A 21,469-nucleotide genomic window follows, 5' to 3' on the forward strand; every position below is an offset into this window, starting at 1 on the left:
ATCCAACGTATGCGGTTTTGAATTTAGTTTGAATCATACATCCACGTCAGGGCCATGTCAACACCCTTTTTGGGCGGAATGTGTCCGGCCGCTACCAGCTGTACTCCGTGCCCGATGCCCCGGGCCGGTCCCAGTTCCACCAGTCTACCTTGCCGAGGAAAGCCGCCGTGATGGACTTTTCTGCCTGAAGCTTGAGCAGCTCTTTGGTCGGACCTGTGACGACAGCGCCGTAGATGCGGACGCCATGTTTCTGCAAGTAATCGTAACGCTCTGCAATCCGGGTGTCCCTCCCGAAGATCAGGTCCTCGCCGATGTCATCCGTGAGCCGCTCGTGCTCGGCGAGGTATTTCATCTCCGCCACGAACGTCGCAGTCCTCCTGTCCCAATCCCCTTGCAGCTGGATCGGGGCATCGCCGTAGTCCAGTGCGCGATCAGAAAACCCCCACACCTCTCCCGCGGACAGGAGCAGGTTTCCCCCGTCCGGCTCGTGGCCGCGGGCCTCTGCGCCGGTATCCACCGCGAGCCACGACGTCTCCATGTTGTACGCAAAAACGTGCTGCGCCACCAGGCTCTCGTACTCTTTGAGAGTCATCGGGCGATCAAAGGAGATGGCCAACTGGCTGACGGTTCCCTCCGGTAGCTTGCCCATCGCGTTCCAGGCAGGCGTCCGTAGGTAAGCTGTCTCGTCCCCAGTCATTTTTTCATCTGTCGGGTAGCGGAAGAACAGCTTTTTTTCCCGGATGCCACCCGCCCACTTGGGCTCGGCACGCACATTCCACAAGAAATTGCTGACCTCCAGAAACCCGGCCGTCTTCTGTTCGGCTCCCACCTGCTCCCGCAGCTCCAGCTTGATTTGTCCGTACAGCGCTCCGACCTGCGAGCCGCTGCTGCCCGCGCTGACACCGGACTGGGTAAAATTGACAAGGTCTTTGGTGACGCGGAACATATCGGCGTGCATCCAGGAGCCGACCCAGGCGTTGCCGAAGAAAGCAAGGGCGCCGGCCAGAAAGACAATCCCGAACGTAAAAGCGGAATTCGTCAGCCTCATTCTCCACTTTCCCCGTCTGAGTATCTTCCGCTGCTGTTTGTCCGAGAGCGTCTCGTCCGTCATCTCTTGCCCCCCGCTTCCTTCTCCCAGCAAGAGCCGCTCCAGCCGCCCCGCGTATTCCTCGTCATCTGCGACCATATCCTCGAGCTTTTTCGCATCCGCTTCTCCCAGCTCTCCACGCAGATAAGCCATCAGCTTTTCGTCGAGCTCCCCGATTTCACGCTTTTCCTCACGTCTATTCGTCATCGTCTTCGTCCCTCCACATCTTGCGCATCTTTTGCCGCCCCCGAAACAGCGAACGCTTCACATCGGCCACGTCAATTCCCAGCACCTGAGCGATTTCGGCATAGGAAAACTGCATGGCTGCCAGCAAAATGACCTGCTTCTGCTTCTCTGGCAGCCGGTCCAGGAATGCGTGAGCGGATGCCCACATTTCCCGGTGCACCAGCGAATCAGCCGGATCTACCGCCGACAGGTCCGCTGTCTCGGGCATGTGCTCCACGAAATGCAACGGACGTCTGGCCTGCTTGCGATGCCAATCCACAAAAGCGTGGTACGCTACCTTGAACAGCCACGGCCTGACTCTTTCCCCGTGGTAGTCGTCCAGAGCGGAAAAGGCGCGAAAAAACGTTTCCTGCGTCAAGTCCTCCGCGCATCTGGCATCCCGTGTGAGCCGGTAGAGATAGCGGTAAATATCGTTTACGTGCAGGCGATACACGTCTTCAAGGCCTACCTTCCCAACGGTTTCACACCCCTTCCCTTCTTACCACGCCATACGCGGGGAAAAGTTTCACCTTCGTGTGCATGCCCGGCAAAAAACAATTTGACTCCCGCTTCCGAACGTCATATCATGAAACTATCGCACACGCTATTGTTCGTGTGAATCACATAACACTCTTATCGCGAGCTGGCTGAGGGACTGGCCCTATGATGCCCGGCAACCGGCGCTGCTCTAGCCATTTGGACTGGAGAGCGAAACGGTGCTAATTCCAACGGATAAGAGTCGAGACTGGGCGACGTTTCCCCTTTTCCTCGACTACTGACCCGAGAGATGAGAGGAGACGAAGACGAAAGCATAGTCGACAACCGCCTCCCTGATCGCCGGGGAGGCTTTTTTATTGTCATACCAAAGGAGGATGAGTCCTAGCAATGAGTGAGCACCGTATCCTCGTCACCTATTTGACTCAAGCCAAAGACTTGTACAAAAAAGCGGAAGCGATCGCCGTCGGCATGACTGTCGGCTCCTGGACAGAGCTGCCTGCCGCCAAGCAGGCGGAGCTGAAGCCGTATCTGGGCGAAGCCGTGAGCGCTACCCCGCTCGAGACGCTGGAGAGCGGCGAGACGCGCGGCCTGATTACTGTCAGCTACCCGACCCGCAACTTCACAAACGACATTCCTTCCCTGTTGACCGGCATTTTCGGAAAACTCTCCATGGACGGAAAAATCAAGCTGTTTGATATCGAGTTTCCCGATTCGTTCCTCGGCGCATTCCCCGGCCCCAAGTACGGCATCGACGGGCTTCGCGGACGCCTTGACGCACACGATCGCCCCTTGCTCATGAGCATCTTCAAATCGTGCCTCGGCCTTCCCTTCGACGATTTGAAAACCCAATTCCGGGCGCAGGCACTCGGCGGCGTCGATCTCGTAAAAGATGACGAAATTTTCTTTGCGGACGACCGCGCACCGTTTCTCGAGCGCATCAAGGCGTTCAAGCAAATCGCGGCCGAGACCGAGCAAGAAATCGGGAAGCCCGTCCTGTACGCAGCCAACCTGACCGGTCCCGTAAGCGAATTGAACGAGAAAGCGAAACGCGCGGTGGAAGCAGGGGCCGACTGCCTCCTGTTCAATGTGCTGGCCTTCGGCTTCGACGCCTTGCACAGACTGGCTGCCGATCCGGATGTCCACGTCCCGATCATGGCACACCCCGCCTTGGCCGGCGCGTACTACCCATCGCCTGACTACGGCATCGCCACGCCGCTTCTGCTCGGCAAGCTGATGCGCATCGCGGGCGCCGACCTGGTGCTGTTCCCATCGCCGTATGGCAACGTTGCCCTGGACAAAGGCGAAGCGCTGCAAGTCGCGAAAAACCTGACCGCTCCGCTGGAAGGCGTGCGCCGTTCCTTCCCGGTCCCGTCCGCCGGCATCCATCCCGGCCTCGTGCCTCAGCTCTACGCTGACTTTGGCCTGGACCAGATCGTCAATGCAGGAGGCGGCATCCACGGACACCCAGGCGGGGCAACCGCGGGAGCCAGGGCGTTTGTCGCTGCCATACAGGCCGCAGTCGCCGGCAAAACGCTGCAGGAAGCCGCAGCCAGCTCCCCTGAGCTGGCCGCTGCCCTCGAAAAGTGGGGTGGCGGACGATGAGCAAAAAGCTCGTGCTGTTCTGCGACTTCGACGGGACCATTACCGAAAAGGACAACATCGTGGCCATTGTGCGCAAATTCGCGCCGCCCGAGTGGGAAGCGCTGACCGAGCAGATTCTTTCGCAAAAAATCAGCGTGCAGGAAGGAGTCGGCAAGCTGTTTCAGCTGATTCCCTCCTCCCTGCGCGGGGAGATCGTCGACTTCATCGTGAAGGAAGCCTCGATTCGTCCCGGTTTTGCCGAGTTCGTCCGCTTTTGCCGGGAGGAAGGAATCGAGTGGCTGGTGACCAGCGGAGGGATCGACTTTTTTGTGGAGCCGATTCTCGCCCCCTTCGATCTGGACGGAGTGCCGATCTATTGCAACGGAAGCGATTTTTCGGGCGAAAGAATCACAATCACCTGGCCGCACTCCTGTGACGATCACTGCACCAACGGCTGTGGAATGTGCAAGACGACGATTATCCGCCGCTACGATCCCGCCGAGTACTTCCGGGTCGTCATCGGCGATTCCATCACCGATCTGGCCGGGGCCAAAATTGCCGATTTCGTCATTGCCCGCTCGCTTCTGGCCCAGAAGTCGGAGGAGCTGCAGCTGCCCTACCGCAGCTTCGCCACATTCCACGACGTGATCGCTATCTTACAAGACTTGAAACACCAACAGGAGGTCGGCTGACCCATGACTGCTACTTTCGAACAACGTCTGGACGCTTTTCGCCGCCTGGACGACGCCAAGCTGACGTTCGCCCGCCGAGACTGGTTTCCGGGCACGAGCGGCAATCTCTCCATCAAGCTCACGAACGACCCGCTGCAGTTCGCGGTAACCGCTAGCGGCAAGGACAAAACAAAGCTCTCCCCGGAGGACTATCTGGTGGTGGACCGCGATTCCCGTCCAGTAGACGAGACCTCTCTCAAGCCATCCGCTGAGACGCTGATCCACGCTGTGGTCTACAAGAAGTTTCCCCAGGCAGGCGCCTGCTTCCATGTGCACACGGTGTGGAATAACCTGATTTCAGAGCTGTACTTCGGTCAGCGCGCTTTTTCCATCCAAGGCCAGGAGCTGATCAAGGGACTGGGCATCTGGGAGGAAAACGCGCAGATCACGATTCCGATTGTAGAGAACTTTGCCGATATTCCGACCCTGGCGGCCGCGATCGAAAAAGTGATCACCCCGGAAGTGCCCGGCGTCCTGATCCGCAATCACGGCATTTACGCCTGGGGCAACAGCGACTTCGAGGCGAAACGCCACCTCGAGGCTTTCGAATTCCTGTTTGAGTACCACGCCCGCTTGCTGCAGCTGCGCCAAGCAGTCGTGTCCACTACAACCACAAACTAAAGGAGGAGTTTTACGATGGCACAAGTACGTTTTCACGACACCAACGAGTATATCGGTTCGCCGGAGGAAGTCGTTTCGTTTTTGAATACCCAAGAAATCATCTATGAAAAATGGGGAGTAGATCGTCTGGATCCCAAGCACCGGGACAACTACAGCCCGACCGAAGAAGAGAAACAGGAAATTCTCGACACGTTCAAGCCGGAGATCGAGGCGATCAGCAAGCGCCGCGGCTATTTGACGGCGGACATTATCGTCCTCTCCGACAAGACGCCGAATCTCGATGAGCTTCTGGTCAAATTCAAAAACGAGCACCACCACACCGATGATGAGTGCCGCTTCTGCGTGGACGGCCACGGCATCTTCGCGATTAAAGGAAAGGACGGCCGCTACTTCGACGTCGAACTGGAGCCCGGCGACCTGATTTCCGTACCGCCGAACTTCCGTCACTACTTCACCTTGATGGACGACCGCAAAATCAAAGCGATCCGCCTGTTCGTCACTCCTGCAGGCTGGGAAGCGATTTACTAATCTCCTCTTCGCTCAGACATAAGCAATCACCTCGGTCGCGCATGACCGAGGTGATTTTTTTACTTGACGAGCCCGTTTCCTTTAATGGACACATGGGGAACGATGCGGACGGCCGCATTCGCAAAGGCATGCGGCCAGTCGTTCTCCACCTTTTTCCACTCGGGGTACTGGTAAGCCCTTGCGTACAATCCGAAGCCGAACGGATCGATATGGTTCTTCTGGCACTTTTGCACCAACCGTTGAAACTCCTTGCCCATCTCCTCTTCGATCTTTTTCTCCATTTTTTTGTAATCCTTCTCCATCTCAAATGGAAAAAGGCGCTCGGAGATGGAGACTTTCATGTCCATATCGACATCGATCTGAAAGCGTCCCTGGTCGTGGCTCACTTTGACTTTTTTGGAGATCCCTTTGACAAAAAAACTGAGCCTTTTTTTCACGACTTGCTTCTTCTTTTCCCCTTCCTTATCCTCATCCGGGTACGGGATCGAGACAGAGAGCTCCCCCTTCTTTCCATGAAGCAGCATTTGCAGGTAGACCGATTCCTTTCCGGATATCACCGTTGCCAAGGATCCCTCTTCTTTCAGCAGGGCTGTGCCCATGACCCGGATGACATTTCCCTTCGCCTTCGCCAGCTTCGTGAGGGATGGAGTCATTCCTTTCTCGTACATCTGGCGGTGCAGCTCTTCCACCGTCGTCTTGACGGTAATGTTTCTTCGGTTTGCGGTATCCACCAGCTTGGTCAAGTGCATAGCGAGGCGAGGCTTGGTAGGCGGCGGCTTGCGGAACAAATCATGGACGGGTCCGTCGTAGACGATCATTTTGGCATTGACGCTAAACCGCGCATCGCGAAATACCACGTCCAGGAGACGGAACCAGTCAGGCGTCTCAAGCAACCGCGTGCCTATGACAAACAGCTGCGTCTTTCCCGACAGCGTCAACCCTGTCACCATCTCGTCAAACCTTGCCCGGGATTGCCTCAGGGCTTCTGCCCTGACTCCGTACTCCTCTGACTTTTCTTTTGCCTCCCTGCTGAAAATAGGGCTGGATAAGTAGAAAAGCAGTTCGTTTTTCGGGTTCAAGTCCATGCCGATCATGAGGGAAAGAGTGGCATCCTCCAGATCAATCCGGTCCATGCAGCCGGGCAAAGGCAACCATAACAGCAGCGCCAACAGCAAAAAAAGTGGCTTCCTCATCCGCTTCGCTCCCCCGCCTTTTTTCCCATAAACATCAACAGACCTGCCAGCAGGCATGGAATCGCATACCCGATCACCATTCCAGTCCTTCCCCAATAGTCGACCATCTTTTTCAAGTCGCTGAAGGAGGGCGTATACATCACCGCCGCCACTGTGATGAGCAGCAAGATCAGCTTTAGGTAGCCAAGATGATTTTTGCTGCCGAGCAGCCTGCTTGTGGAAAACACAGTGAGATACATATACGGGATGCCCGTCGTCGACAAAACGAACAGATAGAAAGCCAAAAAGACGATGTCGAACCGCTCCAAAAACCGAAATTCGATCACTTTGCAAAGGCCCAGCGTCGGCCACGTAAATTGGGTAATCTCGTCCGGGCTGAATAAGCTGTAGCAGAGGATCGTCACAGTCAAAAAGACCAGCATGGACAGTGTGTTAGCGACAAGCATGCCGGCTACGGCGTACTGCTTTCTTTGCAGAAAAGGGTACCAGAAAAAGGCAAGCTCAAAGCCCAAAAAAGACAGGATGGTCGATTGGCTGGCTTGCAGAATCGGCTTCCACCCCTCCTTGAACAAGGGAAGCAGATGAATCCCGTTCAACTTGGGCCATGTAAAAAAGAGCACAGGAAACATCCAGAGCGTCAGATAAAAAATCAGTTCGGAATAACGCCCCAGCACCCGCACCCCGCCCTTCATCACCTGGTAGAGCGGGATGATAAACAAAATGACGATGATGTAGCCAGGGGTTTGTGTCAGCAGCCAGATGTTGATCAGGGACACACTGTACGCAAATACCGTGATCGCCCCAAACAGGCAATACAGGACAATCAATACCGCCGCTGTGTTGCCCAGCCATTTACCCAGCAGCAGCGGCAGAATCTCCACGATGGTCTTGTCGGGGTAATGCTTCATCGCATTCAAAAGCAGCAGGCTGGCGACGACGGCAATCCCCCACCCCAGCACGATTGACATCCAGCCGTCCGTTCCCGCGATGGAGGCGAGCTCCCGCGGCATCGTCAAAACCCCGATCCCCACCTGCGTACCGTGAATCAACAGCACATACTGGATCGTCGTGATTTCGTTTTTCCCAATCCCAGTCATTTATCGTCCCCCTTGAGACGATTATCTCCCTGTCTCTTGTTTTGCCTCGCTCTGGCGCTGACTGGCCTGTCCTTCATATTCCATAGCGGCACACGCACGAAAAAGTCTTTCCAGTCCGCGTATCTCGCCGGCGCAAACGGGCTCCCGTACGGTACGCCCAAAGACTCCAATGAAATCAAATGGCCGATCAACGCCATCAGCCCGATGATGATGCCGACAATCCCGAACATGGCGGCCAGCCCCATCATGCCAAAGCGCAGTAAACGCAAGGCTGACGCCATGTCGTAATTGGGGATGATAAACGAGGCGATGGCGGTAAAGGCGACGACGATGACCATGATATTGCTCACGACTCCCGCCTGTACCACTGCCTGCCCGATTACGATACCGCCGACGATGCCGACGGTCTGGCCGATCGGGGCTGGCAGACGAACGCCCGCTTCCCGCAGCATTTCCAGTGTCAGCTCCATGAGCATGGCCTCCAGGATCGGGGGAAAGGGCACCCTTTCGCGAGACTCTCCCACGGACAGAATCAGGTCCAATGGGATCACTTCATAGTTGAACGACACGAGCGCGATGTACAGTGCGGGAAGAAAGGTCGCTACCAAGAAAGCGGTAAAGCGCAGCAGTCGAATAAAGGTGGCAACAGGCCAGCGCGTGCTGTAATCGTCCACGTTTTGAAAAAAGGAAGCAAACGTAGCGGGTCCGACCAGCACGATGGGGGACCGGTCCACCACCACGATAACCCTGCCCTGCAGCAAGTGCGAGGCTGCCGTATCAGGCCGCTCCGTCGTCAAAAATTGGGGGAAGGGCGAAAATGGATCGTCCTCGATCAGCTCTTCCAATTCCCCGGTATTGAGGATGGCATCGACGGTCAGCATGTTGATCCGGCCTTCCAGTTCACGCAGGACATCCTGACTCACGAGATCCTGCATGAACATGATGGAAATCTTGCCGCTCCCCCGCTCCCCCAAGGTCAGCTCCTTGATTTTCAGCTCTCGGTTGGGGATGTATCGGCGAATCAGGGCGATGTTCTGGATGCCTGTCTCCACGAAGCCTTGATGGGAGCCCTTCAGAGAGGCTTCCAATTGGGGGTCTTCCACGGCTCGTTGCGGCCACCCATGGGTTTCCACTACAATCGCTTCCCTGCGCCCCTCAATAAAAAGAACACTGCTCCCGAGCAATATTTCCTTTTCGACGGATGGGAAGTCCACGTATGTCGAGACGCTCCCGACGGACAGCAAGTCAAGAATGCTCGTGCTCCCTCCCTCGGAAGGGTTCAGCAGCGGACGAAGCAGATTGTTGTTGATCGAGTTTTTGTCCACCAGCCCCGACAGGTACACGAGCGCGGCCCGCCCTTCCACGAAGGTGCTTTCAAAGGTGCGGATAACCAAGTCCGGGGTCAGCGTAAAAGTCGATTGCACCATGTCAATGTTGTCTTGCAGCTTCTCGGAGATCGGTTGGATGGAGCGTGTGCTTGTCCGTTTTCCCATCATCGCCAATGCCCGTTTTCTTCCCAACCATCCCTTCAGACTCATCTGTCCACGTTCCTTGCCAAGTTGTAATAGGTTCTATTAGCGTGAGTGAAGACTGCCAAAAATATGCACACACCCGGGAAGATAGCGCCTTGGCCTGCCAGCTGAAAAAAAAGAAGCAGGCTGCCGGGTGATGGAGCCCGTCAGCCTGCCGCTATGTTTTACGTACCCGAGATGGTTTTCGTGAATTTGATGTAGCTGCCGATTCGCCAAATGCCGACATAAAGAACCCCCATCAGCATCATCAGAACGGACAATTCGATAACATCGATGGATTTGAAGTACTGCGTCAACAAGACGCGAATGAGCACGATCGCAATCAGGATGAATTTGAGATTCCGGTTTGGCTTCGAATAGACCAACCCATCCTCTCTTTTCTCATATTCGGTTTGCTTCAGCATGACCACCCCGAAAACGACACCGAGAAGACCGGCAATCAACAGCTCCCAAGCTGCCGGCACGTGAAACGGTTTCCCGGGGATGTGCATGAGCTGGTACAAGCTCCATGGAATCACCACAAGCAATACCACAATGGGGGCCAGAATCCCGTAGCCTTTTCCCCTGATCGGCTTCTTCCCTCTCCTGGTTCTGAGCCAAATTCCCAAACCAATGATCAAGATGACAATAACGATAGGAATATACGTTTCCATGACGTCCTTCCTTTCTTCATAGTTGTAATGGGTGGATGCCCTCGGTTGCTAGAGAGCCAGTTTGCGTTCTAGCAGGTAGGCCGCCACGCGGATGAAAAGATAGGCGGCGATCCAACTGATGACCATGCCTGCCGCCACTCCCCCCGGATTGGGGAACCAGATCCCAGCCTGGTCGCTGAATAGTCGGCGCCCCAAATGGTAGTTGGGAAAAAAAGTCGTAAATCCGTTGTAGAAAGTGCTCAAGCCGCCGATGATGACGATCCACAGAATCGGACTGATCGGTCGGAGAGTCGTGTAATGGGTAGAGGAAAGCAGGATGCTGAGGGAGAGAATGGACGGACTGAAGCCGACGACGATCGCCAGCAACGGCAGTCCCGTCACCATGGTCAGCCATACATCCGCGGACGAATACCCTTCCACCAGCAGCGCGATGATCCCGGCAAACAGCGAAATCAGCACGTACACCCCGCATGCGATCGCTACCGTCCGCAGCCAGGCAGCGACGAACTTGGCGCCTACCAGACTGAGCCGCGAATAAGGCAGGGTGAGCCACCATCCGAAGGTCCCGTTCTCCCATTCCCTTTTGAGCATCATGACTCCCATGACGACCAGCATGTAGGGAAAACCGATCGCGACGCCCCAAAGCTGAGGCAATTGGAGCTGACCTTGGATCGCAAAATAAGCAGCTACTCCAATGGCGACAAGGACGAGAAGCGCCAGGTAAATGGCCCTCCCACCCCTGGAACCATGCGAGCGATCCAGCTTCCTCCTGCTTCCCTTCAGCTTCCATTCATGACGGACGAGCGCCCAAAACGTGCGAGAACTCATCGGCTCCACTCCCTTTTGTAAAACGTCCGGAATACGTCGTGAAGGGATCCATGCTGCGCCCGCAGCTCCTCGGCTTCACCGGACCAGATCGCTTTTCCCCGATCCATGAGGACGATATAGTCAAACAGCCCTTCCACTTCCTGAATATCGTGCGTACTGATCAGGATGGACACCTCCCGCTCTTCCAAATAATCGATCATGCCGGAAATGATCGCTTCACGGGAAATCACATCAATCCCGGCGAACGGCTCATCCAGAATAATGAGCGGTACATCGCGGGCCATGCAAAGAATCAGCATCACCCTCGCCTCCTGTCCTCTGCTCATGCCGCTCATGCTCATTTCCAAATCGACGTCCATGTACGCGGCGAATGCTTTGGCTGCGTCCATGTCAAACCCCGGCAAGAAGGAGGCTCCCCATTCGAACGCCTGCAGCACGGTTTGACGCGGATACCAGCGAGCCCGATCCGGAAGGTAGGCAACGTCGTGGTTCGTCTGCCACCCCGGCGCTCGCCCAAACACCCTGATCTCTCCTGCGTCCGGTTTGATCAGGCCAGTGATGGCGCGAAAAAAAGTGGACTTGCCGCAACCGTTTGGACCGAGCACGCCCACGATTCGTCCGGAGGGAATAGCCACATCCAGGCGGTCGAGCGCGTTTTTTTTGCCGTAGCGCTTCGTCAACTGGTCACATTGGACAATAGGCTGCGCCATCATCGGGTTCCTCCTTCTCCATTTCGATAGTTCCTGTTGAGGTAGCCCTGGATTTCTGCCAGAGATATGCCCAGACTGGCCATCTGCTCCATGAACGAATCCATGTATTTCGACGCCAGCTCCGTCCGAAACGACTGCACTCGTTCGGACGACGAAGTGACGTAGGTTCCCTGTCCCCGGCGTTTTTCCGTTAATCCGTCACGCTCCAGCTCCTGGTAGGCTCTCATCACCGTATTCGGGTTCATCCGGAGTTCCAGAGCCAGCTCGCGTACGGATGGCATTTTTGCTCCCAATTCGATTTCTCCTTTTGCGATAGCGCTGCGTACTTGATCCAGGATTTGCTCGTACAGCGGTTGGCTAAAATCGATCCTGAACCGCAGAGAGCCAATCTTTTGTTCCTCCATGGGCTTTCCTCCTGCCCTTTCTTGCATATGTAGTGTATTATATCACTTAATACACTTAACACAAGGGGGAGTGAACCATATTGTTAGCATTTACCGTTTTACGAAAACAAAAAAAGAGCCGTTTCTTCGGCTCCTTTTTGCTTTTATAGCGCGTATCCGCCCGCTTCGATCACCCGGTCCGCGATGGTTCTCTTCAGGTGCACCGTATTGACCGGGGTGCGGCGTGTCAGCTTTTTCAGGATCGACAAGCGCAGGCGCAGGTCGTCTCCTTCTTCCATAGTCGCGAGCGCTTCTTTTGCCCATGCCTCCACCCGATCGAACGCTTCCTGGACGTAGACCGTGGTCAAATCCAGCTTTTGCTGCTCGCTTTCCAGACCGTTCGCCGCGATCGCCTTTTCCGTCCGTTTCACAATGCTGTCCATCGCGTACAGCTCGATGATCATATCTGCCGCGAAGGCCAGCAGCTCCTGCTCTTTGGAGATGGCCTGCTGGTACTTCATCAGCGCGGAGCCCGCGACCATCAGGATGATTTTCCGCGTCATGTCGATCAAGTGCTTTTCGGCAGCCAGCGGCGCATCCTCGATCTCCTGCGGATAGTAGCTCATCAGCTCCTGCTGCAAGTTGGCGGCAGCCTGCAGCAGCGGCAGCTCGCCCTTCATCGCCTTCTTCACCAGCGTATCCGGAATCAGCAGCCGGTTGATTTCATTCGTTCCTTCAAAAATTCGGTTGATGCGGGAGTCGCGGTACATGTTCTCGATTTCATACTCGGACATAAAGCCGTACCCGCCGTGGATCTGCACGCCTTCGTCCACGCAGTAATCCAGCACTTCGGTCGCAAACACCTTGTTGATGGAGCACTCGATGGCATAGTCGGCGATTGCTTTCGCTACCTCCTGACCTTCGTCCGCCTTCTCGCCAAGTCTGCTGAGCGCGGTGTCAAACAGCCCTACCGTCCGGTAAACCGAGCTTTCTGCCGCGTACGTCTTCAGCGCCATGTTCGCCAGCTTGTTTTTGATCAGTGTGAAATTTGCGATAGGCGTCTTGAACTGCTTGCGTTCCTTTGCATAGTTCGTGGCAATCTCCAACGCGCGCTTCGCGGATCCGACCGCTCCCACCGCGAGCTTGTAACGTCCCACGTTCAGGATGTTAAACGCGATGACATGGCCTCTGCCCGGCTCTCCCAGCAGGTTTTCCACCGGTACTTTGGCGTCCTGGAAAATGACCGTGCGCGTCGAGGAGCTCTTGATCCCCATCTTCTTCTCTTCGGGACCGAACGACACACCGGGGAAGGTCCTCTCTACGATAAAGGCGGTGAATTTCTCCCCGTCGATTTTGGCGTACACGATGAAGACGTCCGCGAAGCCCGCATTCGTGATCCACTGCTTTTCCCCGTTCAGAAGGTAGTGGGTGCCGTCGGCGGACAAGGTCGCCGTCGTCTTCGCCCCGAGCGCATCCGACCCCGATCCCGGCTCCGTCAGGCAATACGCGGCGATCCGGGCACCGGAGGCCAGGTCGGGCAAATAGCGGCGTTTTTGATCGTCGTTGCCGAAGTAGACGATCGGCAGGGAGCCGATGCCCACGTGCGCTCCGTAGCTGAGGGCGAAGCCGCGCGCCAGCGAGAACTTTTCCGTCACCAGTGCGGTGCTCACCTTATCCAGTCCCAGCCCCTCGTATTTTTCCGGCACATCTCCGGCCAGGAGCCCCAGCTCGCCCGCTTTTTTCAGCAAGCGCACGGAAATCTCGAAGTTGTGGTTTTCGATTTCCTCCAGATGCGGGCGCACCTCTTTGTTGACGAAGTCCTCGGTTGTCTTGGCAATCATCTTTTGCTCTTCGTTGTACTCCTCCGGCACGAACACGTCATCTGCCGAGCCTGCATCGATCAGAAAGCTTCCACCGCGGATCAGTTCTTTCGTATCTGCCATTGCAATCCCTCTCCTTTATGGTTCCAAAATGGATGATCGTGAAGGTTTACAACATTTCGAATACGCCAGCCGCACCCATCCCGCCGCCGACGCACATCGTGACGACGCCGTACTTGCCGCCGCGCCGCTTCAATTCGTTCAGGATGGAGATCGTCAGCTTGGTCCCTGTGCAGCCCATCGGATGTCCCAAGGCGATGGCCCCTCCGTTGACGTTTACTTTCTCCGGATCCAGTCCCAGCTCGCGGATCACGGCGACAGCCTGCGATGCGAACGCTTCATTCAATTCGAACAGATCGATGTCCGCAAGCCCCAGCCCCGCCAGCTTGAGCGCTTTGGGGATCGCCACAATCGGTCCGATTCCCATCACATCGGGATCGACTCCCCCTACCGTAAAGGAACGGAACTTGGCGATCGGCTCGATCCCCAGCTCGGCAGCCTTGTCGGCGGACATGACCAGCACTGCCGCTGCGCCGTCGCTCGTCTGCGAGGAGTTCCCCGCCGTCACCGTCCCTTGCACGTGGAACACGGGCTTCAGCTTGGCCAGCGCCTCCAGCGTCGTATCCGGACGCGGACCCTCGTCGATCTGGAATACCTTTTCTTTTATTTGCAGGGTGCCGTTTTCGTCAAAAGAGTGCTGCTTCACCGTGAGCGGCACAATTTCTTCCTGAAACTTGCCGGAAGCGATTGCTGCCGTCGCCCGTTGATGGCTGACGAGGGAAAAGGCGTCCTGGTCTTCCCGGGAAACGTTGTACCTTTTGGCTACTTCCTCCGCCGTGTGCCCCATCCCCATGTACGCCTGGGGCATGGTTTCGACCAACGTAGGGTTCAGTGCGACCTTGTGCCCCGTCATCGGCAAAAGGCTCATGCTCTCCACGCCGCCTGCCACGACGACATCGGCGCTGCCTGTGATGATTTGCTGGGCCGCGTAGGCGATGCTTTGCAGGCCCGATGAGCAAAAACGGTTGATGGTGACACCCGCTACATTCGTCGGCAGCCCGGCGCGCAGGCCGATCAGCCGCGCCATGTTCATCCCCTGCTCCGCTTCCGGCGTAGCGGTCCCCATGATCACATCGTCTATCTGAGCCGGATCCAATTGCGGGACACGGCGCAGCAAATCGCTCACTACCGCTCCCCCCATATCCACCGGATGTACATCCTTCAAGCTGCCCCGCTTCGCTCTGCCGACTGCGGTGCGGGCGCCTGCCACGATCACTGCTTCTCTCATCGCTTTTTTGCCTCCTTCTCCCTTGTGGAACTGCGGACCCTGCCGGAATCAATTGCGCAAAGGCTTGTTTTTGGCCAGCATGTGCTGCATCCGCTGCTGGGTTTTTGGCGTTTGGATCAGCTCCAGAAACGCTTTCTTTTCCAGCTCCAAAATGTAATCCTCCGTCACTTCCGTACCCGCAGGCAGACTGCCGCCCGACATGACGTAGGCGATCTTGCTCGCGATGAGCTCGTCGTGATCCGTGATATATCCGCTCTTCTTCATCGCATAGACGTTCTGGCGAAGGTTGGCGTAGCCCGTCTCGCCGATGACGCGAATCTTGCGCGGTGCCGGCGGCGTATAGCCTTCCCGGTCCATCGTCAGCACCAGCTGCTTGGCATCGTAGAGCAGATGGTCCGGATTGACGCTGATACGGTCTGTCTTGCGCAAGTAGCCGAGATTGATCGCATCCTGGCCGCTGGTCGATACTTTGGCAAGCGCGATCGTCTCGAACGCCCGCGCCACGTACGGGAACGGATCGACCGGCACGCTGCCGCCCTCCGGCACGTTTTCCATCGCGCGAAACAGCATTTCCTTCGTGCCGCCGCCCCCTGGCAACAGGCCGACGCCGACTTCCACCAGGCCGAGGTACGTCTCGGCCGACGCCTGCACCCGGTCTGCGAGGTAGACCACTTCCACACCGCCGCCCAGCGTCATCGCGAATGGCGCCGCCACGACGGGCCGGTGCATGTAGCGCAGCGTCCTGGCCGCCTTGTGGAAGTTGGTCACGAGCAAATCGAGCTCCAGCCAGTTTTCATCCTGGGCTTCCAGCAAAGCCATTGCCAGGTTCATCCCCACGCAGAAGTTTTTGCCCTGATGTCCGATGACGAGGCCGAGGAAGTTTTTTTGCACTTCTTCCGCGGCGATGTTGGCCATCTGCAATACGTCCGGCCCAAGCGCGCTGTTGGGAGAGGTAAACTCCAGGCAAGCGACGCCGTCCCCCAGATCGATCAGCGCTGCGCCCGCATTTTTCCGGACGAGCTTGCCCTGCTCCTTGAGCGCAGCCAGATTGATTTTTTCCTTTTTCTCTTCGACGCCCTTGTAAACGCCGCCGATGGAGAATGCCGCCGTACGCCCTTCGCTCTTTTCATAGAAAGAGGTCTTGCCGCTCGCCAGCAGCTCTTCCACGAGAGCGGGAATCGTCTCTCCCTCCTCGCGCATGCGAGCCACCGATTTCTCCACGCCGATGGCATCCCATGTCTCGAACGGACCGAGCTCCCAGCCAAAGCCCCACTTCATCGCCCGATCGACGGCGACAATGTCCTCTGCGATCTCATGCGCCTTTTCCGCCGCGTACAACAGAACTTTCTTCAGGACCGTCCAGACGAATTCGCTGCCCTTGTCCTTGCCGTAGGCCAGCGTCTTCAGTTTATCCGGCAGCGATTTCGCCGTCTTGGCCGCATCGAGCGAAGGGAATTTCGCCTTGACGCTCGGCCGGTACTCCAGCGCAGCGATGTCGAGCGCCAGGATTTCCTTGCCACCCGCTGTCTGTACCTGTTTGAAAAAGCCTTGGCCCGCCTTTTGGCCGATCCACCGCTTCTCCACCATCTGCAGCACGAACGGCGGTACCTCGAATATCGCTCGCTCCTGCTCATCCCGGCTCTTGTTTTTCACGTTGTTTGCCACGTGTACGTAAGTGTCCAGTCCAACCACATCGAGGGTACGGAATGTCGCGCTCTTCGGACGTCCGATGACGGGACCGGTGAGAGCGTCAGCCTCATCCACTCCGATCCCCAGACGCACCAGCTCGTGCAGGGAGACCTGGAGACCGTATGTACCGATGCGGTTGGCAATGAAGTTGGGGGTATCCTTGCACAGCACTGTGCCTTTTCCGAGCACTTGCTCACCGAATTGCATCATGAAATCGACGACAGCCGGATCCGTGTCGTTGCCCGGTATAATTTCCAGCAGCTTCAGGTAGCGAGGGGGATTGAAAAAATGCGTGCCGAGAAAATGCTTGCGGAAGTCGTCGGAGCGGCCCTCCGCCATTTCATTGATCGATACCCCAGACGTGTTGGAAGAAATGATCGTGCCCGGTTTGCGGTGGGCTTCCACCAAAGCGAATACGCTTTTCTTTACTTCGAGGTTCTCGACGACGACTTCGATGATCCAGTCTGCCTCGGAGAGCAGAGACAAATGATCTTCGAAGTTCCCGACTGTGATCAACTCGAGGTTCTTTTTATCGTAGAGAGGCGTCGGCTTATCCTTCAGCAGCCGGTCCTTGCCCGATTGTGCGATGCGGTTCCTTACCAGAGAGTCGTTCAGAGTGAGCCCTTTTTTGCTCTCGTCCGCGGTCAGTTCACGGGGTACGATGTCCAGCAAGTAAGTGGGAATTCCGACGTTGGCCAGATGCGCGGCGATTCCTGCTCCCATCACACCTGAGCCCAGGACGGCCGCCTTGCGAATTTTGCGTTCCATCTACATATCCTCCTCGATACAAAATGACGCTTTGTAAATAGCCAATTTTCAGACAGGCAGAGTATTCTTATAACTTCTCCCTTTCCAAGGATATTCCTGTCGGCAGATCCTCATGCTCCCGATTGAATGAATACTCATTCAGTCGCTGGGACAAAAAAGCACATCTCTTTTCGCGCGTGCCCTGCAGAGATGCTGTCCCTTACTGAATCATCGTTCATTTTTATTGTAATCGAAAATTCTGTCAGTTGCAATCACAGCGAAGCGCAAATCGGTGAAAAAGGACATCCGCAACAGGATGTCCTTTCGCTCTTCTTACTGGGAGTAGATGACTGCGGCGATTTTTCGGCCGAATGGGGTCGTCGCATCGGGGTCCATTCGGTATTCGATCCGGTATCCGCTGTTCAGGCCGGTTTTGTACTCTGCGATGGCCCACAGTTTCCGGTTGTCTGTCTCATCCACTTTCGTCGTGACGCTGACCAGATCGTCCGTCAGCGGAGTGCGGGGAAGCTTGCCCATGCTGGCAACTGCTCCTTGAGTGTAATAGTAAAGCATTTTGGCTTTGTCTTTCTTCTCGCCTGCGAGATTGGCAGCCCGTATGAACGCCGTCGCCACCTTTTGCGACTGCTCCGCTTTCCCCGTGAATTGCAGGCCGACTTGCTTGCTGTAATAATCGAGCAGGCGCTTCAGGACGACCGCGTATTCGGCTCTCGTCATCAGCTTGTCGGGCTGCAGGGTCGTTTGCGAAGAGAACAGGTGGAACTCCCGGATCGCTGTCGCGTAAGGCGAATATGTATCCCGATAGTAGCTTTCCTGCTTCCATTCGTAGTAGCTCGTAAAGAAAGCGGGCGCATCCTGAGGTTTGATGTTGGCGGTCCGGTAAATTTGCGGCGTGAGCAAATGGAACAGGACCATCGTTGCTTCTTCTCTCGTCATTTCCCGCTGCAAGGCTTGGGAAGAGAGCCACCAATCCGGATTTTCCTTCTCGGGTTTCTTGATCAGTTGGCCGCTTTCGGCAATGTGCAAGTAGTAAAGCATGCGGTCGCCGGGATCGTAGTCGATCGGCACCCCTGTTTCAATTTGCAGCATCGCCTTCATGTTGGTCAACAGCTGTTCGATCTCCCAACGGGATGGATAGCGGTAATCGAGGTTGTTTTTTCGCAGCGGCTTGGCAACCGGCCCGTACACATGCTCGAATACGCGGTTCAGCATCGCCAGCGCTTCCCCTCGCGTAATGGGGCTCTGCGGGTAGAACAGATGCTTCCCGTTATCCTTGATAATGCCCAGGCTCGCTAATTCGCTAATTTGCTGCTGTGCCCAGTGGCCCTTGATGTCTGTGAATGAGCTTGCCGCACCCGCCTTTCCGGCAAAGATGCCCTGCACGAGCAGCAATGCCATCAGAAAAACGATTGCCACACGTTTCATCATGACCATTCTTTCTCCTTTCCGTCCATTGTCTTCCTCGTCATCTTTAGTCTATTCCCTTCATTCTCCCAAATATGAACTTCCAATACCATCCTTTTTGTCCGAATATTTTCCTGCCGATGCCATTCATATCGTAATGATGGCGATTTTCAAGAAAGCTCCCCTATATGTATCGGGTGTCACAAGGCTGTTGTTTAGCTGTTTTATTCCTTTTGGCGGAGCCGCGATTGCCCTTATTCCGGATAGGAATTTTATCATTTCCGATCCGTACAAAAAAGCCGTCCACCTGGAGCGTGGACGGCTGGAAACACCGTGTTTATTCAGCTTTCGATCTTGCTCAGCCATTCCGGTCCCCTGTGGCGCAAAACGCGGTACAAGATCCAATCCGCGAGGGCAAACAGGACGAACAGCAGGGCCGCCAACCCGGCCATCGAGAAGCCCAGCGAAAACGCGAGCAAGACGCAAATCCCCCCTGCCAACAGCCCGAACAGCAGCGAAAACAGCGGATTCAGGTTTTGTTTGACGGCTTCTTGCTCAGAACCCCACACCAGCTTAGGCATCTGCAAATCCACGAGGATGCCGAGCAGATTGATCAAGAGAATCGCGGGCACCCCCACCAGACAGGTGAGAAGGACGAAGGACGGCGACAGCGTGAGCAGCCAGACGCCTTCTGCCAGCAGCAGAGCCATGCTGAACAGGCTAAGTACGGTGCCGGGCACGAGCTTGGCCATGATTATCTGCCCCGGAGAGAGGGGGAAGGTCTTGAGCATGGAAAAGCCTTGTCCTTCCCGGGTGATCGCCGTCACGGATGTGCTGTTGGAGCCGGTCATGATCGCGATCATCGCTACTCCCACGGCCAGGCTGATTCCGCCTGCCTGGCCGCCTTGCATCCACGAGCTCAGCGCCGCCAGCATTTCCCCGCTGTCCCTGCGGCTGAGCAGCGGAATCATTCCGAACAGAGGCAGGAGGATGCTGGAAAGGACGCAATTCATGAAATACGCGGGCGTTCTCCAAAGGATTTTCCATTCCTTTTGGGCGTATGCCAACCATCCTGGGCGGGAACGAAGCCCTTTGCGGATGGCCCCCTGTTCGACCCTTTTTCGAGAGGAGCGGGATTCGCTGATGCCCATGACGCCGGCAAAGTACAGGCGATCGCCGGCAATCAAAAAGACGGCGAGGGCGACGGCAGCCGCTGCATAGAAAGCAAACAGGCAGCCGAGCCCGCTCAAGGCTCCGCTCTCAAACATGGCGAGAGCGGCCAGCTTGCTCGCGGGAAACATCTTGGTGACGATCCCGAGAAGTCCTTGCTCCGTCTGGATCATCTGCTGGAACTGCTCGAGGCCGTTGCCAGCCCCGCTGCTTTGGCGCTGAATAAATGCCTGAAAGCCAATGGCGATGCCAATCGCGAGCACCCCGCCGATGAGTCGGAAACGGTCCTTGCTTTTGCCGAAGCTGGTGAAGCGCATGAACAGCATGACAACCAGCGAAGACAGCGTGAGAGGGATGATCGGAAGCGCGAGAAAAACGAGCAAGCCAACGAGATAGTAGAGAACGCCTCCCCCGCTTTTGACCCCGAACGTGATCAGAATCGGACCGATGAGGACAAGCAGCGTCAAATATTCGTAGTACAACGCTACGAGAAATTTGGCGCCGAGAATGTGCACCGGCGAAAGCGGCAAAGGAAGCAGATGCTCGACATCCTGGGAATAGTAAAAGACCGACAGTACATAGACGATGCCCAATACGAAAATGGCCAATGACGCCCCCGCCACAGCGATCCCGAGCAAGGCGCTCTCCTGGCCGACCTGTGCCAGCCCGTCGTATAGCCCCGCTGTGACGGCCACCATCGCCAGAATGAGCGGAATGATACCCAGTCCGACAGCCAAGAGTAGCAGCAGGCTCTTCCAGCCGCCTCCCTTTTTCGCGCTCCACGCCGGCCCCGCGTTCTTCAGCATGATTTTGGACAGCAGCCACACTTTACTCATGGTCGGTCAGCTCCAGGAACAAGCTCTCGAGCGAATGATTGGACTGAAAATGCTGCTGCATTTCCGGGAACGTGCCGCAAAACAGCAAGTTTCCCTTGCTGATGATCGCCACCCGGTCGCACAGCTTTTCCGCCACTTCGAGCACATGCGTAGAAAAGAATACGGTCCTGCCGCTGTTCGCGTGCTCCCGCATCATTTCTTTCAGCGTAAACGAAGATTTCGGATCGAGTCCGGTCAGCGGTTCATCCAGGATCCATACTTCCGGTTGGTGGATGAGTACGCCCATGATCACGATTTTTTGCCGCATCCCGTGCGAGTAGCTCTGGATCGGGTCACCCAGCGCCTCCTCCATGTCGAAGCGCCCTGCCAAATGCTCAATTCTCTCCTGGCGCACGTTCTCGGGGACTTCGTACATGTCGGCCATGAATGCGAGGTACTCGAGTCCTTTTAATCGCAAAAACAGATCGGGGCTGTCCGGCACATACCCGAACTGACGCTTGGCTGTCAACGTTTCGGTGGCAATATTTTTGCCATTGATGAGGATTTCTCCCGCGTCCGGCCGGATGATTCCGGTGATCATTTTGATCGTGGTGGTTTTTCCTGCTCCATTGGGTCCCAGAAACCCGAAGATTTCGCCTCTTGGAACCGTCAGACTCAATTGGTCGACAGCCTTGGTCGTACCGTTGTAGCTTTTGGTTACGCCTCGCAGTTCAATCATGGAGGTCCTCCTGTCGGTTTTTTCCTTATGCTGCCAATTGACTATTTACCTA

The 21,469-nt window shown here is 56.2% G+C and carries 19 protein-coding genes and 1 riboswitch; of the genes, 4 read left to right on the plus strand and 15 right to left on the minus strand.

Translation table 11 applies throughout. The features are described from left to right. Nucleotides 1–91 precede the first annotated feature (91 nt). Entirely contained in the window at nucleotides 92–1,294 is a 1,203-nt protein-coding gene (locus RGB73_RS25825; RefSeq protein ID WP_310765942.1) for an anti sigma factor C-terminal domain-containing protein, read from the minus strand. Further along, nucleotides 1,284–1,766: a sigma-70 family RNA polymerase sigma factor gene (locus tag RGB73_RS25830; protein ID WP_310765944.1), complete on the minus strand. Its 483-nt coding sequence runs from the start codon at nucleotides 1,764–1,766 to the stop codon at nucleotides 1,284–1,286. The genes RGB73_RS25825 and RGB73_RS25830 overlap by 11 nt, the downstream gene beginning before the upstream one ends. A gap of 176 nt (nucleotides 1,767–1,942) precedes the next feature. Next, nucleotides 1,943–2,106: riboswitch (SAM riboswitch) on the plus strand. A gap of 91 nt (nucleotides 2,107–2,197) precedes the next feature. Here RGB73_RS25830 and RGB73_RS25835 point away from each other — a divergent pair. From RGB73_RS25835 to RGB73_RS25850, 4 genes are read left to right on the plus strand one after another with little or no spacing between them, the layout of a single operon-like run. Beyond that, the gene (locus RGB73_RS25835) at nucleotides 2,198–3,412 is read left to right on the plus strand and encodes a 2,3-diketo-5-methylthiopentyl-1-phosphate enolase (protein ID WP_310765946.1); all 1,215 of its coding nucleotides are present in this window, start codon (nucleotides 2,198–2,200) and stop codon (nucleotides 3,410–3,412) included. Further along, entirely contained in the window at nucleotides 3,409–4,083 is a 675-nt protein-coding gene (locus RGB73_RS25840; RefSeq protein WP_310765947.1) for a 2-hydroxy-3-keto-5-methylthiopentenyl-1-phosphate phosphatase, read from the plus strand. Before RGB73_RS25835 ends, RGB73_RS25840 begins: the two co-directional genes overlap by 4 nt. 3 nt (nucleotides 4,084–4,086) lie before the next feature. Further along, nucleotides 4,087–4,743, plus strand: coding sequence for a methylthioribulose 1-phosphate dehydratase (locus tag RGB73_RS25845; RefSeq protein ID WP_310765949.1), 657 nt, complete (start codon nucleotides 4,087–4,089; stop codon nucleotides 4,741–4,743). A 15-nt stretch (nucleotides 4,744–4,758) separates the two neighbouring features. Beyond that, nucleotides 4,759–5,271, plus strand: a complete 513-nt coding sequence (locus RGB73_RS25850; RefSeq protein ID WP_310765952.1) for a 1,2-dihydroxy-3-keto-5-methylthiopentene dioxygenase — start codon at nucleotides 4,759–4,761, stop codon at nucleotides 5,269–5,271. 59 nt (nucleotides 5,272–5,330) lie between these two features. On the opposite strand, the gene RGB73_RS25855 is transcribed toward RGB73_RS25850, so the two are convergent. The 13 genes from RGB73_RS25855 to RGB73_RS25915 all read right to left on the minus strand — a co-directional run bounded on the left by RGB73_RS25855 (nucleotide 5,331) and on the right by RGB73_RS25915 (nucleotide 21,417). Further along, entirely contained in the window at nucleotides 5,331–6,464 is a 1,134-nt protein-coding gene (locus RGB73_RS25855) for a Ger(x)C family spore germination protein (RefSeq protein ID WP_310765954.1), read from the minus strand. Continuing rightward, nucleotides 6,461–7,561: a GerAB/ArcD/ProY family transporter gene (locus tag RGB73_RS25860; RefSeq protein ID WP_310765956.1), complete on the minus strand. Its 1,101-nt coding sequence runs from the start codon at nucleotides 7,559–7,561 to the stop codon at nucleotides 6,461–6,463. Before RGB73_RS25860 ends, RGB73_RS25855 begins: the two co-directional genes overlap by 4 nt. After that, a complete protein-coding gene (locus tag RGB73_RS25865; RefSeq protein ID WP_310765957.1) occupies nucleotides 7,558–9,099 on the minus strand; it encodes a spore germination protein in 1,542 nt (513 codons plus the stop codon). Before RGB73_RS25865 ends, RGB73_RS25860 begins: the two co-directional genes overlap by 4 nt. Nucleotides 9,100–9,257: 158 nt before the next feature. Beyond that, a complete protein-coding gene (locus RGB73_RS25870) occupies nucleotides 9,258–9,746 on the minus strand; it encodes a CcdC protein domain-containing protein (RefSeq protein WP_310765959.1) in 489 nt (162 codons plus the stop codon). Between the two features lie 48 nt (nucleotides 9,747–9,794). Further along, the gene (locus RGB73_RS25875) at nucleotides 9,795–10,574 is read right to left on the minus strand and encodes an ABC transporter permease subunit (protein ID WP_310765961.1); all 780 of its coding nucleotides are present in this window, start codon (nucleotides 10,572–10,574) and stop codon (nucleotides 9,795–9,797) included. Then, complete coding sequence (locus RGB73_RS25880) at nucleotides 10,571–11,284, minus strand: ABC transporter ATP-binding protein (RefSeq protein WP_310774553.1); 714 nt, start codon at nucleotides 11,282–11,284, stop codon at nucleotides 10,571–10,573. The genes RGB73_RS25875 and RGB73_RS25880 overlap by 4 nt, the downstream gene beginning before the upstream one ends. Next, a complete protein-coding gene (locus tag RGB73_RS25885) occupies nucleotides 11,284–11,688 on the minus strand; it encodes a GntR family transcriptional regulator (protein ID WP_310765962.1) in 405 nt (134 codons plus the stop codon). The genes RGB73_RS25880 and RGB73_RS25885 overlap by 1 nt, the downstream gene beginning before the upstream one ends. 143 nt (nucleotides 11,689–11,831) lie before the next feature. Next, nucleotides 11,832–13,610: an acyl-CoA dehydrogenase family protein gene (locus RGB73_RS25890; RefSeq protein WP_310765964.1), complete on the minus strand. Its 1,779-nt coding sequence runs from the start codon at nucleotides 13,608–13,610 to the stop codon at nucleotides 11,832–11,834. Between the two features lie 46 nt (nucleotides 13,611–13,656). Then, on the minus strand, nucleotides 13,657–14,835 hold the full coding sequence (locus RGB73_RS25895) for an acetyl-CoA C-acetyltransferase (protein WP_310765966.1): 1,179 nt from the start codon (nucleotides 14,833–14,835) through the stop codon (nucleotides 13,657–13,659). A gap of 48 nt (nucleotides 14,836–14,883) precedes the next feature. Further along, nucleotides 14,884–17,292: a 3-hydroxyacyl-CoA dehydrogenase/enoyl-CoA hydratase family protein gene (locus RGB73_RS25900; RefSeq protein ID WP_310765968.1), complete on the minus strand. Its 2,409-nt coding sequence runs from the start codon at nucleotides 17,290–17,292 to the stop codon at nucleotides 14,884–14,886. A 312-nt stretch (nucleotides 17,293–17,604) separates the two neighbouring features. After that, nucleotides 17,605–18,717: an S-layer homology domain-containing protein gene (locus RGB73_RS25905; RefSeq protein ID WP_310765970.1), complete on the minus strand. Its 1,113-nt coding sequence runs from the start codon at nucleotides 18,715–18,717 to the stop codon at nucleotides 17,605–17,607. Nucleotides 18,718–19,034: 317 nt separating this feature from the next. Further along, nucleotides 19,035–20,699 carry a putative ABC transporter permease subunit gene (locus RGB73_RS25910; RefSeq protein ID WP_310765972.1) on the minus strand — a complete coding sequence of 555 codons (1,665 nt, stop codon included), beginning with the start codon at nucleotides 20,697–20,699 and terminating at the stop codon, nucleotides 19,035–19,037. Next, the gene (locus RGB73_RS25915) at nucleotides 20,692–21,417 is read right to left on the minus strand and encodes an ABC transporter ATP-binding protein (protein ID WP_310765973.1); all 726 of its coding nucleotides are present in this window, start codon (nucleotides 21,415–21,417) and stop codon (nucleotides 20,692–20,694) included. The genes RGB73_RS25910 and RGB73_RS25915 overlap by 8 nt, the downstream gene beginning before the upstream one ends. Nucleotides 21,418–21,469: the final 52 nt, after the last annotated feature.

Source organism: Brevibacillus brevis (genome assembly GCF_031583145.1).
In the GTDB taxonomy this organism is placed as follows: Bacteria; Bacillota; Bacilli; order Brevibacillales; family Brevibacillaceae; genus Brevibacillus; species Brevibacillus brevis_E.